Origin of the sequence: Paraburkholderia bryophila (genome assembly GCF_013409255.1) — a bacterium.
Classification (GTDB): domain Bacteria; phylum Pseudomonadota; class Gammaproteobacteria; order Burkholderiales; family Burkholderiaceae; genus Paraburkholderia.
The window spans coordinates 2,223,091-2,237,237 of sequence record NZ_JACCAS010000001.1; the positions used below are offsets into that span (position 1 = coordinate 2,223,091).

Consider the following 14,147-nt stretch of genomic DNA (forward strand, 5'->3'; position numbering starts at 1 on the left):
GTCTGTCAGCGGTTCTTTTCAGGCCCTACCTATGGTGTAATGCCGGCATGCAAGTGACCAGCCAGTTCAAGACCGTCGCGCTCGTCGGGCGCAACAATACGCCGGGCATCGTCGAGCCCTTGACCGCGCTCGCCTCGTGCATCGCGAAACGCGGCTTCGAGGTCGTATTCGAAGCCGATACCGCCGCCGAGATCGGCGTCACCGACTATCCGGCGCTGCGTCCCGCCGAGATCGGCGCGCGCGCCGACGTGGCGGTCGTGCTGGGCGGCGACGGCACGATGCTCGGCATCGGTCGCCAGCTCGCGCCTTACCGCACGCCGCTGATCGGCATCAATCACGGCCGGCTCGGCTTCATTACCGACATTCCGATCTCCGACATGCGCGAGATCGTGCCGCAAATGCTGGCGGGCAATTTCGAACGCGAGGAGCGCGTGCTGCTCGAGGCGCGCATCATGCGCAACGGCAGCCCGATCTATCACGCGCTGGCCTTCAACGACGTGGTGGTCAATCGCAGCGGCTTTTCGGGCATGGCGGAACTGCATGTCTCGGTCGACGGGCGCTTCATGTACAACCAGCGCTCGGACGGCCTGATCGTCGCCACGCCGACCGGCTCGACCGCTTACGCGCTCTCCTCGCAAGGGCCGATCCTGCATCCGCAATTGGGCGGCATCGTGCTGGTGCCGATCGCGCCGCACGCGCTGTCGAACCGGCCGATCGTGCTGCCGGACGACTCGAAGGTGAGCATCCAGATCGTGTCCGGCCGCGAGGTCAACGTGAACTTCGACATGCAGTCGTTCACCTCGCTCGAATTGAGCGACACGATCGAAGTGCGCCGCTCGCGCCATACGGTGCCCATGCTGCATCCGGTCGGCTACAGCTACTTCGCGACGCTGCGCAAAAAGCTGCACTGGAACGAATACCCGTCGCACGAAGAAGACACCAAGCCCTGAGCCGCGAGCAGCCCCTGGAATGCAACGCCGCCGCTGCCGAACCCTGAATTTCAAGCTCACCAGACCACCTCCATGCTGCGCCACCTCTCGATACGCGACTTCGTGATCGTCGCCGCGCTCGATCTCGAATTCGACAGCGGCTTTACTGTTTTCTCCGGCGAAACCGGCGCCGGCAAGTCGATCCTGATCGACGCGCTGGCGCTCGCGCTCGGCGCCCGCGCCGATGCGAACGTCGTGCGCACCGGCGAAAGCCGCGCCGACATCACCGCGGAGTTCGAGATTCATGCGCAGGTCGAACAGTGGCTCGACCAGCAGGCGTTCGGCGCGGCCGACGACGACGGTCAGCACGGCGGCACCGTGATGCTGCGGCGCGTGGTGGACCGCAACGGCCGCACGCGCGCGTTCATCAACGGCACCGCGGCCACGCTCACGCAGTTGCGCGAGCTCGGCGAGATGCTGGTGGACATTCACGGCCAGCACGCACACCAGTTGCTGATGCGCCCGGACGCGCAGCGCGAATTGTTCGACACGCACGCCGGCCTGACCGACACCGCGGCAACCGTCACGCGCGCCTGGCGCACGTGGCGCGAGAAGGTGCAGGCCGTCGAGCATGCGCAAACGCGCGACCGCGAATTGCAACTGGAGCGCGAGCGTCTCGCGTGGCAGCTCACTGAACTGGACAAGCTCGGGCCGCAGCCGGGCGAATGGGAAGAGGTCAACAGCGAGCACCGCCGGCTGTCGCACTCGGCGAATCTGATCGACGGCGTGCAAGGTGCGCTCGGCGCGCTGTCCGAATCGGACGAGGCGATGATCACGCATCTGGCGTCGATCGTCTCCAAGGTACGCGACCTGGCCGAGATCGATCCGGCGTTGAACGACGTGCTCGCCGCGCTCGAGCCCGCCGAAATCCAGTTGCAGGAAGCCGCGTATTCGCTGAGCCACTACGCGCAAAAGCTCGAACTCGATCCGGACCGGCTGGCGCAGGTCGAAAAGCGCCTCGACGCGTTGCATTCGGCCGCTCGCAAATTCCGCCTGAAACCGGAAACGCTGCCCGAAGAACACGAGGCGCGGCGCGCGCAACTGGCCGCGCTCGACGCCGCCGCCGACCTCGACAGCCTGCACGCCGCCGAAGCCAACGCCAAAGAAACGTTCCTCGCCGAAGCGAAAAAACTGTCGAAGGCGCGCACCAAAGCCGGCAAGGCCCTGGGCGCCGCGGTCACCACCGGCATGCAGGAACTGTCGATGAAAGGCGGCACCTTCGAAGTCGGCCTGGTGCCGCTGCCCGAAGGCGGCGCCAATGGACTTGAACAGGTCGAATTCCGCGTGGCCGGTCATGCGGGCGTGCCGCTGCGGCCGCTCGCCAAAGTGGCCTCAGGCGGCGAACTGGCGCGGATCAGCCTGGCGCTGGCCGTGATCGCCAGCGCGGCCAGCCCGACACCCACGCTGATTTTCGACGAAGTGGATACGGGCATCGGCGGCGGTGTCGCCGAAGTGGTTGGACGGCTGCTGCATCAGCTCGGGCAAGCGCGTCAGGTGCTCTGCGTGACGCACCTGCCGCAAGTCGCAGCGCGCGGCGACCATCACTTCCAGGTCGCGAAAGCGGGCGACGGCAAGGGTGGCACGGTGAGCAGCGTCACGTCGCTCGACAAGGCAAGCCGCGTGGAGGAAGTCGCGCGCATGCTCGGCGGTCTGGAGATCACGCCGACCACCCGCAAGCACGCGAAGGAAATGCTGGCGGCTTAGTAACGAGTACGGGGCTCGGTCAAGGCAGCCGCCCTCGCCGTCCGCGCCGCGCGAACGTGGCACCGGCGGCCACGGCGAAACATCGAGCCATCAGACGCAGTGTGGCGCGTCGCGCCCCGTCCACACGCGCCGGATGGCGACCGCGGGCGCGAACGCCCCGTCCGCCTCACCCAAACACCCGCTCCCACAACCCCAGCACCGCCTCCCGCTCCGTCTCCACCAACGCCGGCACGACCCGCGCCTTCTCCATCCCGTCCAGCCGCAGCTTGTGCTGCAACTTGCGGTAAGTGCGATACGCCGCGCCGACCGTCTCCGCTTCCGCCTCGCTCATCAACCCGAAACGCGACACTTCGCGCAGCAATGCGATGTTGCCGGTATTGCGGATCAGCTCGGGATCGCTCGCCGCGTGCAGCAGCACCCAGTACTGCACGGTGAACTCGATGTCGACCATGCCGCCGCGATCGTGCTTCAGGTCGAACAGCGCCGTATGGTTCGGATGCCCCGCCTCGACGCGCTCGCGCATCTCGACGATCTCCTTGGCGAGCAGCGCGGCTTCGCGCGGCGTGGTCAGCACCTGTTCGCGGATCGCCTCGAATTTCGCGCCGATCTCGGCGTCGCCCGCGCAGTAGCGCGCGCGGCTCAGCGCCTGGTGTTCCCAGACCCATGCGGTATTGGCCGCATCGCCCTCGCGTAGCTGGTAGCGGCGGAACGCGTCGAGATCCGTGACCAGCAGCCCCGATTCGCCGTTCGGCCGCAAGCGCAGATCGACGTCGAACAGCGTGCCAGCGCCGGTCGCGGTCGTCAGCCAGGTGATCAGGCGGCGGGTGTAGGTGGAGTAAATCTCGGCGGCGGCATCGTCGGCGTCGTCGTAGAGGAAGATCACGTCGAGGTCGGACGCGTAGCCCAGTTCCTTGCCGCCCAGCTTGCCATACGCGATCACCGCGAAGCGCGGCACCTCGCGGTGACGCTTCGGCAGTTGCTTCCATACCGCTTCGAGCGTGACGTCGAGCACCGCGTCGGCGAGTTCGGACAACCGGTCGCTCACATGTTCGACACTCAGCTTGCCGGCCAGATCGATCAGCAGGATGCGGAACACTTCGGCCTGGTGCGCGTGGCGCAGCAGGTCCATCTGCTGCTCCACGCCGTCCGAGGCGGCGAGCCGCAAGCGCAGCGTGCGCTTGAACTCGGGCCAGTCGAACGGGCTATTGATCGCTTCGTCGTCGAGCAATTCGTCGAGCAGTTGCGGATGGCGAATCAGATAGCCGGCCGCCCAGCGCGACCCGCCCAGCACCGACAGCACCCGATGCAGCGCCTGCGGATATTCGGTCAGCAGCGCCAGATACGCGCCGCGCCGGCTGACCGCTTCGAGCAGATCGAAGAAGCGCGCCACCGTATCGCCGCGCCGCTCGGGCGGCTCGAGCGTGCGCGCGGCTTCCAGCGCCCGCTGCGCGACGATGTCGAAACGTTGCCGGCTGCGCTCGGCGAGCCCCGCGTAGCGCGACGACTGCCACACGCCGCGCAGCCGCGCGAGCAGTTCGCCCGGCTCGGCCACGCCGAGTTCGATCAGCCTTGCATGCAATGCGTCGTCGGCGCTGTCGTCGGCGAGCGCGCTGCTCCAGACCCACGCGGCGGCGCCGTCTTCGGGCACGCCGCAACCGTCGCGGCCGCTCACCTTGTCGGCGAAAATCTGGTCGAACTGCTGTTCGACGAATTCGCGATGCGCGTCGAGCCGGGTCATCAACGCCGCGTAGTCGTCACAGCCCATCGCGCGGGCGAGCGCCGCGCGCTCTTCGGGATCGACCGGCATGGCATGGGTTTGCGCGTCGTTGCGATACTGCAGCCGGTGTTCGAGTTCACGCAGAAAACGATAAGCCTGCGAAAGCTTCACGCAAACCGTCGTATCGATCAGTCCGTGCGTCGCCGCGTGCCGCAATACGGCCAACGTCGGACGTACGCGGAAACCGGCATCCTGGCCGCCGCGGATCAACTGGAACACCTGCGCGCTGAATTCGATTTCGCGGATGCCGCCACGGCCGAGCTTGATGTCGTCGGCCTTGTCGGGCCGCATCGACGCGCGGCGCTGCGCCTCCTGACGAATCTGCAGATGCAGCGCACGGATCGCGCTGATCACGCCGAAGTCGAGATAGCGGCGATAGACGAACGGCGTCACGATCGCGTTGAGCTGCTTCTGCAGTCGCTGCGCCGCGTCGCTCGCGCCTTCGGACACGAGCCGGCCCTTGATCCACGCGTAGCGCTCCCACTCGCGGCCCTGCACGTAGAAATACTCTTCGAGCATGCCGAGGCTGCACACCAGCGGCCCGGAATCGCCGTTCGGCCGCAGCCGCATATCGACCCGGAACACGTAGCCGTCGGCGGTGACTTCGGCGAGCGCGCCGATCAGCCGCTTGCCGAGGCGCGTAAAAAAGTCCTGCGTCGCGATCGGCGAACGTTGGCCGCCCGCGGTCTCGCCGTCCTCTTCATAAATAAAGATCAGGTCGATATCCGACGACACGTTCAGCTCGCGGCCGCCCAGCTTGCCCATGCCGACCACGCCGAGCGCGAGCCGCTCGCCTTCCGGTCCGCGCGGCTCGCCATAGAGCGTTTCGAGATCCGCGGACAACACGGCCAAAGCACGCTGGATCGTCGTTTCGGCCAGGTCGGTCATCGCCCCGGTGACTTCGGCGACGTCCGCCTCGCCGGCCAGATCGCGCTCCATCACGGCGCAAAACACCTCGGTTCGCAACTGACGCAAGGCCCGTTTGAGTGCATCCTCGCTCAACGGCGCGCCATTTACCCAGTTGGCGCCGGCGCCAGCCGCTTCCGCGCATAACGCGTCGAAGCGTGCGTCGATGCGCTCACGCGTGAGCGGCGCGGCGGCCAGCGCCGACACGTGCGCCACGATTTGCGGACGGGCCGCGGCAGCCCGCGCCGCGTAATGTGAATAGGTGGAACTCAGGAGAGTTGCGTCAGTCATCAAGGGTCTGGCTCGCTCGTTGCTTGATCAGCTTGTTCATTTCGCTGTGACACACAGGTCAGATGACCTCGCGCAAGTCGCGAGGCGGCATGCAGACAGGGTTTGCAGGAGGTCCGCCTACGCTTTCCCGTGTGTTACATTTCGTCGTTAATTCGCAAAACTACCATACGCCCACCCGCCGCAGCATGTCCGAGCGAAACGAATCCGCCGACCCGCACGAAACCGGGCAGGTCCGGCCAGTGAGCGGAAGCGACCACATCGTGCTGCGTCGGACCCTTCACGTGGTCCTCGCGGTTGCGCTCGTCCTCTACTTCATCGCGGCCGGCCTGTTTCTCGGCTTGCGTTACGTGCTGCTGCCGCGCGTCGACGCGTTCCGTCCGCGTATCGAAGCCACTGTGTCGGACAAACTGCACACGCAGTTCACCATCGGCAAGCTGGCGCCCCATTGGAGCGGTTTTCAGCCGGGTCTCGACGTCACCGATCTGGTGATTCGCGATCAGGAAGGCAAACCCGCGCTGACCATTCCGCACGCCACCGCCACGCTGTCGTGGAAGTCGCTGTGGCAATTCCATCCGGCGTTGTCCAGCCTGATCGTCGATCAGCCCGACGTGCTGGTGTCTCGCAGCAGCGACGGCGTGATGTCGGTCGCGGGCGTGCCGATCCCCACGCGCCATAGCGGCAACGACACGCTTTCCACCTGGCTACTGCGCCAGCAGGCGATCGTGGTGCGCGGCGGCGTGCTGCGCTGGCGCGACGCCACGCACGACGCGCCCGAACTCGCACTGCGCGACATCCGCATTGCGATTCTCAACGACGGCTACGAACACCGCATGGCGCTGCAGGCGCCCGCCGACGGCCAGGTGCTGCACGGCCCGCTCGATTTCCGCACGCATTTCCGGCACACGCCGCTCTCCGCGATCGGCAAGCCGATCAACTGGACCGGGCAGGTGTACATGTCGACCGGGCCGGTGGATCTGCCGGCGCTGGCGCGCTACATCAATCTGCCGATTGAGATGTTCGCCGGCCGTATCGACAACGCCATCTGGGCCGACTTCGCCGACGGCCGCATGACCCAGGCGCGCGGTCAGCTCTCCGGCACGGACGTGGCGATGCGCGTGCGTCCCACCCAGCCGAAGCTGCTGGTGCCGGTCGCCAATTTCTCGTGGCAGGTCGAAGTCGAACCGGGCGACTACAAGCTGCAACTGAATCACCTGCACGCCGAACTCGGCCAGCCGCCGCTCGACGACGGCACGCCGCTCACCCGCACGCTTGCGCTCACCACGTTGAACGGCCGCTTCCGGCAGGCTTCGCAGCAGCAAGGACAACTCGTCAGCGTGAGCGGCGACCGCGTCGATCTGGGCATCCTCGCGGAATTCAGCCGCGCGCTGCCGCTGCCGCGGCGTCTGCTGAACAGCCTTGTGCGCTTCAATCCGCGCGGGATGGTGGCGAACTACGTGATCGAAGTGGAGCGCGGCAAACCGGAGTCGGGCGAAGCGGGCAGCGACCATCAGTCGAGCGGCGCCGAGCCGATCGAGCGCTATCGTTTCAAGGGCGACTTGCAAGGCATCAGCGTCGCCGCGCAGGAGCCGCCGCCGGGGCTCACGCCGCTGAATCACCCGCGCGCCGGCATTCCCGGCATCGAGAATCTGTGGGGTAGCGTCGACGCCGACGAAAACCACGGCACCGCGCTGCTCGACACCTCCAACGTGGCGATCACCCTGCCGGGCGTGTTCGACGACCCGCGTCTGAAGCTCGACCGGCTGCATGGCCGCGCCGACTGGACCATCACGCCGAAGGCGCCCGGCGAAAATCATCCGGGCTTTGCCGTCAAGCTGGCCGACTTCGCCGTCTCGAACGCCGATACGGCGGCCACCGCGACCGCCAGTTACAGCAACCCGGGCCACGGGCGCGGCTCGCTCGATCTGAAGGCCAACTTCGAACGCGCGCAGGTGACGCGCATCGTCCGCTATCTGCCCACCAGCATCAGCGAGAAGCTGCGCATCTATCTCGGTCATGGGCTGCAGGCGGGCATGTCGCGCGGCGCGACGATCGAAATTCATGGCGATCTGACCAAGTTCCCGTACTCGCGCGACCCGAGCGCGGGCATCTTTCAGATCGTCGCGCCGTTCAAGGGCGGCAAGTTCGACCCGTCGCCGTTCCCGCCGCGCAAGATGCGCAACGGCACGCCGAACGTGTGGCCGGCGCTGGACGGCATCGACGGTGTGTTCGCGCTGAAGCAGAACGTGTTGCGCTTTGACATCGACCGCGCGCATTACCAGCGGGTGGCGCTGACGCGCGTCAGCGGCAAGATCGACGACCTCGGCACCAAGGCGTCGAGCCTCGTGATCGACGGCGACGCGCGCGGGCCGCTCGCCGACATGCTCGACTACGTGAACCAGAGCTCGCTCGGCATCATGGCCAAGCACCAGACCGACAAGCTGCATGCGGAAGGCCCCGCGTCGCTCGCACTCAAGCTGACGGTGCCGCGTACGCCGATGCCGCACATCGCCGTGGAAGGCGCGGTCGGTTTCCAGAACAACCGCCTGAGCGTGGACAACGTGCCGCCGCTGTCGCAACTGAAGGGCAAGGTGCGCTTCACCGAACATACGGCGCAGGTCGACCGGCTGTCCGGCCAGTTCCTCGGCGGCGACGTGCACGCGAACGGCGGCCTGAAACAGAACGGCACCTATGCGCTCGACCTGAACGGCCATATCGCCGTCGATGCCGCGCGCGGCCTCAATCTGCACGGTCCCGCCGCGCAGGTCCTGACGCGCATGAGCGGCAGCGCGCCCTACGCGCTGAATCTGCGCGGCGCCAAAGGGCATCTGCCGGAAGTGACGGCGAACTCCGATCTGACCGGCCTCGCGCTCGACTTTCCGGCGCCGTTCGGCAAACCGGTCGGCACGCCGATGCCGCTGCACTTCGCGGTCAATCCATCCGCCGCGCCGGGTGAAGCCGGTCTGGAACGCGCCGATCTCACCTTCGGACCGGTCGCCGCCACCTATCTGCTGCAATACGAACCCAAGTCGCCGCCGACCGTGGTGCGTGGCGCGATCGGCGTCAACAAGCCGGCTGATCTGCCGACCGACGGCGTGATCGCCGCCGTCGACCTCGACGCCTTCGACGCCGACGCATGGCGCGCGCTCATCACGCAACTGCGCAGCAAGGACGCGCCCGCCGCCGTCGCTGCCACGCCTGCCCCGCCGAACCCGACCGTCGCGCAATTCCTGCCGAGCCGCTTCGCGCTGCACATCGGCATGCTGACGTTGCTCAAGCGTCACTGGGACAGCGTGATCGTCGGCGCCTCGCATGCGGACGGCAAATGGCAGGCGAACATCGCGTCGAACCAGGTGTCCGGCCATGTGTCGTGGCTGCCGGGCGCCAGCAAGGAGTCGCCGGGCACGCTGCAGGCGCGCTTCGCCCGCGTGGTGATTCCGTCGGCCGCCGACAAGGACCTGCTCGGCCAGGCGATGTCGGCGCCGGCGCAGAACATGCCGTCGATCGATCTGGTGGTCAACGAGCTGATCGTGCGAGATCGCAACATTGGCCGCCTCGAAGTCGACGCTCACAATTTCACCGAAGACGGCGTGCCGGTCTGGCAACTCGACAAGCTCGACATCACCAACCCCGCGGCCACGCTGACGGCCACCGCGAACTGGCGCACCTCGACCGGTCTCGGCAACGCCGCCGACGAAACGACCCCGCGCCGCACCGTATTCGATTTCAAGCTCGACATTAAAGATGCCGGCGCATTGCTCGAACGTTTCGGCCAGCCGCGCACGCTGAAGGCGGGCGCCGGCTCGCTGTCGGGCAAGGTGGTATGGCGCGGCGGCCCGACCGCGATCGACTATCCGACGCTCAACGGCAACCTCGCCGTCGACCTGCGCCACGGCCAGATTCTCAAGGTCGATCCCGGTGTCGCCAAGCTGCTCGGCGTGCTCAGTCTGCAAAGTCTCGCGCGCGTTGCCACGCTGAACTTCCGCGACGTGATCGGCGAAGGGCTGCCGTTCGAACATGTGACCGGCACCGCGCAGATCCACGACGGGATCGGGCGCACCGAGAACTTCGAAATGGTCACCGCGCCGGCCCGCGCCGAGATGAAAGGCACGCTCGATCTCGCTCAGGAAACCCAGGATCTGCACGTGCAGATCGTGCCGACGGTCAGCGCCGGCGCCGCGGTGGTCGCGGCGGCGGTGATCAATCCACTGCTCGGCGTGGGCGCGCTGGTGGCCGATCTGGCGTTCAGCAAATCCGTCTCGCACGCGTTCGCACGCGAATATGCGATCACCGGTTCGTGGTCGAAACCGCACGTTGAGCGGGTCAAGGGCGATCGCGGTAAGATGGACGTTCCGGCTTCGACCGTGGAAGCGCACTGAGCTCTATTCGACCCTTTGCCCGGTCAGAAACGCGCGGTGCCGCACCGGCGGCCCAGCCAGCCTTGAACGACGTAGGCGGCGCCAGCGGGTCGCGCCGCCGCCCTGCCGGGAGTTTTTCGAAACGCTCATGAGCGAACCACACGTCTCTTCAACCGTATCCAGCGGCTCTCTGGACAGCGCCTTTCGCGTCGCCGCGTTGCAGATGGTCAGCACGCCGGATCGCGAACGCAATCTCGCCGAAGCGCAACGCCTGATCGCCGAAGCCGCCGCCGACGGCGCGCAGTTGGTCCTGCTGCCCGAATACTTCTGCTTCATGGGCTTCAAGGACACCGACAAGCTGGCGGTGCGAGAGCCCTACCAGGACGGCCCGATCCAGCGTTTTCTCGCCGACGCCGCGCGCCGTCACAAGATCTGGGTGATCGGCGGCACGCTGCCGCTCACGGCGCCAGAGGCGTCTCGCGTGCTGAACACCACGCTGGTGTTCGACCCGCAGGGCAACGAGGCCGCCCGCTACGACAAGATCCACCTGTTCAACTTCGAAAAGGGTGAGGAATCGTTCGACGAGGCGCGCACCATTCGCCCCGGCCACGAAGTCCGCACGTTCGAAGCGCCGTTCGGCCGCGTCGGCCTGTCGGTCTGCTACGATCTGCGCTTTCCGGAGCTGTACCGGCGCATGGGCGACTGCGCGCTGATCGTGGTGCCGTCGGCGTTCACTTACACCACCGGCCGCGCGCATTGGGAAATGCTGCTGCGAGCCCGGGCGGTCGAAAACCAGTGTTACGTGCTGGCCGCCGCGCAAGGTGGGAAACACGAAAACGGCCGCCGGACCTGGGGCCACAGCATGCTGATCGACCCGTGGGGCGAAATCGTCGCGGTGCGCGACGAGGGCGCCGGCGTGGTCACAGGCAATCTCGAGCGTGCGCGCATCGACGAGGTGCGGCAGAGCCTGCCCGCCTGGCGTCATCGCGTGCTGAGCTGACTGAAATGAACCCCGCGCGACATTGAAAGTGCGGCGCCTGCCACTCATATAGAGGGCGTGGCGCTAACCGAATCCTTCGTATCGAGCAGAACATACTTCGCATGAACATCATCGAACCCGGTATCCGTAATCTCGCCACCGCCAAGGACATCCTCCTGACGCCCTACGGTCTCGACGAATCCCTGCTCACCCGCACGCTCGCCGAAATCTTCACGCACAAGATCGATTACGCCGACCTGTACTTCCAGTACACGCGTAGCGAGGCGTGGAGTCTCGAAGAAGGCATCGTGAAGTCGGGCAGTTTCAGCATCGACCAGGGCGTCGGCGTGCGCGCCGTATCGGGCGACCGCACGGCGTTCGCTTATTCGGACGACCTGTCGCCCGAAGCGATTCGCCAGGCCGCCATCGCCACGCGGGCGATCGCCAAAGTCGGCGGCGGCAAGCAGAAGATCAAGGCGGCTTCGTCGCTGGTCGGTATTGCCGGGCGCGATCTGTATCTGCCGTCCGATCCGCTACATTCGCTCGACGCCACCGCCAAGGTCAAGCTGCTCGAGCGCGTCGAACAGATGGCGCGCGGCCGCGATCCGCGCATCCAGCAAGTCATGGCCGGCCTCGCCGGTGAATACGACGTGGTGCTCGTGGCGCGCAGCGACGGCGGCTTCGCGGCCGACATCCGGCCGCTGGTGCGCGTGTCGGTCACGGTGATCGCCGAACAGAACGGCCGCCGTGAAATCGGCAGCGGCGGCGGCGGCGGACGCTTCGACTACGGCTATTTCACCGACGAAGTGCTGTCGGGCTACGTCGACGATGCCGTTCATGCAGCGCTGGTCAATCTGGACGCACGGCCGGCGCCGGCCGGCGCGATGACCGTCGTGCTCGGACCGGGCTGGCCCGGCGTGCTGCTGCACGAAGCGATCGGTCACGGACTTGAAGGCGACTTCAACCGCAAGGGTTCGTCGGCATTCGCGGGACGCATCGGCGAACGGGTCGCCGCCAAGGGCGTCACCGTGGTCGACGACGGCACGCTGCCGAACCGCCGCGGCTCGCTGAATATCGACGACGAAGGCAATCCGACCCAGTGCACCACGCTGATCGAAGACGGCATCCTGAAGGGTTACATTCAGGACACGCTGAACGCGCGTCTGATGAAGATGCCGGTCACGGGCAATGCACGCCGTGAGTCGTACGCCGCGCTACCGATGCCGCGCATGACCAACACGTACATGCTGAACGGCGACAAGGACCCGAAGGAAATCATCGAGTCGGTCAAGAACGGCTTGTATGCGGTGAACTTCGGCGGCGGTCAGGTGGACATCACCAACGGCAAGTTCGTGTTCTCGGCTTCCGAGGCGTACATGATCGAGAACGGCAAGGTCACGTACCCGGTGAAGGGCGCGACGCTGATCGGCAGCGGCCCGGAATCGCTCAAGTTCGTCAGCATGATCGGCAACGACATGAAGCTCGATTCGGGCGTGGGCGTGTGCGGCAAGGAAGGCCAGAGCGTGCCAGTGGGCGTCGGCCAGCCGACGCTGCGGATCGACCGGATGACAGTAGGCGGCACGGCCTGATTTTTGAAGAAAATGCATACTTCGTGAGCGTTTAGCACGAAGTATGCGGATTTTCCGCATTTTTACCCCCCACGGCTTGCACCGCACGGTCTGCCCGGGTTATAAAGTCACTCACCCTTTTGATCAGCGACCCCATTTCGCCATGTCCGCCAAGTTTTACTTTTACTTTTTTGGCATCTCAGACCGCTGGCGGATCGAGAGGGGTGTTAGTGCACGCAAGACACCAAGAATTCCCGAAAAACCGCCAGCCTAGTCTGGCGGTTTTTTTTCGCCTCACGCCTTTGACACCGAACACGCTACGAACCGATTCAGGAGAACCACCATGCCCCCGCACAACACCGACGATGTCCGTATCCGCGAATTGAAAGAACTCACGCCGCCCGCTCACCTGATCCGTGAATTCGCCTGCGACGAAACGGTGTCCGACGTGATCTACCACTCGCGTAACGCAATGCATCGCATTCTGCACGGCATGGAAGACCGCCTGATCGTCATCATCGGGCCGTGCTCGATTCACGACACCAAGGCGGCCATGGAATACGCCGGCCGCCTCGTCGAGCAACGCAAGCGTTTCGCAGGCGAGCTCGAAATCGTGATGCGCGTGTACTTCGAAAAGCCGCGCACCACGGTGGGCTGGAAGGGTCTCATCAATGACCCGCACATGGATAACAGCTTCAAGATCAACGACGGCCTGCGCACCGCGCGCGAACTGCTGTTGCGCATCAACGAACTCGGCTTGCCGGCCGGCACCGAATACCTCGACATGATCAGCCCGCAGTACATCGCGGATCTGATCTCGTGGGGCGCGATCGGCGCACGCACGACCGAATCGCAGGTGCATCGCGAGTTGGCCTCGGGGCTGTCGTGCCCGGTCGGTTTCAAGAACGGCACGGACGGCAACGTCAAGATCGCCGTCGACGCGATCAAGGCCGCTTCGCAGCCGCACCATTTCCTGTCGGTGACCAAGGGCGGCCACTCGGCGATCGTGTCGACTGCGGGCAATGAGGATTGCCACATCATCCTGCGCGGCGGCAAGACGCCGAACTACGACGCGGACAGCGTGAACGCCGCGTGCGCGGACATCGGCAAGGCGGGTCTGGCCGCGCGTCTGATGATCGACGCGAGCCACGCGAACAGCTCGAAGAAGCACGAGAATCAGATTCCGGTGTGCGCCGATATCGGCCGCCAGATTGCTTCGGGCGACGAACGAATCGTCGGCGTGATGGTGGAATCGCATCTCGTGGCAGGACGCCAGGATTTGCAGGAAGGCTGCGCGCTCACTTATGGCCAGAGCATTACCGACGCCTGCATCAGTTGGGACGAAAGCATCGGCGTGCTGGAAGGTCTCGCCGACGCGGTCAAGCAACGGCGCGTGGCACGCGGCAGCGGCAACTGAAACGCGCTGCAATCGCGGTAAGGCTTCATCGAAAAAGCCCGGCTCAATCGAGCCGGGCTTTTTTTATTGGCCAAACGGACGAATGGTGCTCAGCGAGCCACCTCTGTACCGTAACGATTCGTCGCACGGTCGAAGAGGACTTGACCAGGTGGAGGATTGCG

Annotated in this window: 7 protein-coding genes; 6 read left to right on the forward strand and 1 reads right to left on the reverse strand. The window is 65.8% G+C overall.

Going from position 1 to position 14,147, the window contains the following annotated elements; genetic code table 11:
- Window positions 1-47 precede the first annotated feature (47 nt).
- Complete coding sequence (locus GGD40_RS09865) at window positions 48-950, forward strand: NAD kinase (RefSeq protein ID WP_179743517.1); 903 nt, start codon at window positions 48-50, stop codon at window positions 948-950.
- 72 nt (window positions 951-1,022) lie between these two features.
- Complete coding sequence (recN, locus tag GGD40_RS09870) at window positions 1,023-2,693, forward strand: DNA repair protein RecN (RefSeq protein ID WP_179743520.1); 1,671 nt, start codon at window positions 1,023-1,025, stop codon at window positions 2,691-2,693.
- A 166-nt stretch (window positions 2,694-2,859) separates the two neighbouring features.
- Here recN and glnE read toward each other — a convergent pair whose 3' ends face one another.
- Entirely contained in the window at window positions 2,860-5,667 is a 2,808-nt protein-coding gene (gene glnE / locus GGD40_RS09875) for a bifunctional [glutamate--ammonia ligase]-adenylyl-L-tyrosine phosphorylase/[glutamate--ammonia-ligase] adenylyltransferase (protein ID WP_179743522.1), read from the reverse strand.
- Window positions 5,668-5,852: 185 nt separating this feature from the next.
- Here glnE and GGD40_RS09880 point away from each other — a divergent pair, with 185 nt between their 5' ends.
- The 4 genes from GGD40_RS09880 to aroG all read left to right on the forward strand — a co-directional run bounded on the left by GGD40_RS09880 (window position 5,853) and on the right by aroG (window position 13,986).
- Complete coding sequence (locus GGD40_RS09880; RefSeq protein WP_179743524.1) at window positions 5,853-10,043, forward strand: YhdP family protein; 4,191 nt, start codon at window positions 5,853-5,855, stop codon at window positions 10,041-10,043.
- A 127-nt stretch (window positions 10,044-10,170) separates the two neighbouring features.
- The gene (locus GGD40_RS09885; RefSeq protein ID WP_179743526.1) at window positions 10,171-11,022 is read left to right on the forward strand and encodes a carbon-nitrogen hydrolase family protein; all 852 of its coding nucleotides are present in this window, start codon (window positions 10,171-10,173) and stop codon (window positions 11,020-11,022) included.
- A 101-nt stretch (window positions 11,023-11,123) separates the two neighbouring features.
- Window positions 11,124-12,590, forward strand: a complete 1,467-nt coding sequence (tldD, locus tag GGD40_RS09890; RefSeq protein WP_179706822.1) for a metalloprotease TldD — start codon at window positions 11,124-11,126, stop codon at window positions 12,588-12,590.
- A 322-nt stretch (window positions 12,591-12,912) separates the two neighbouring features.
- A complete protein-coding gene (gene aroG, locus GGD40_RS09895; protein ID WP_179706824.1) occupies window positions 12,913-13,986 on the forward strand; it encodes a 3-deoxy-7-phosphoheptulonate synthase AroG in 1,074 nt (357 codons plus the stop codon).
- Window positions 13,987-14,147 lie beyond the last annotated feature (161 nt).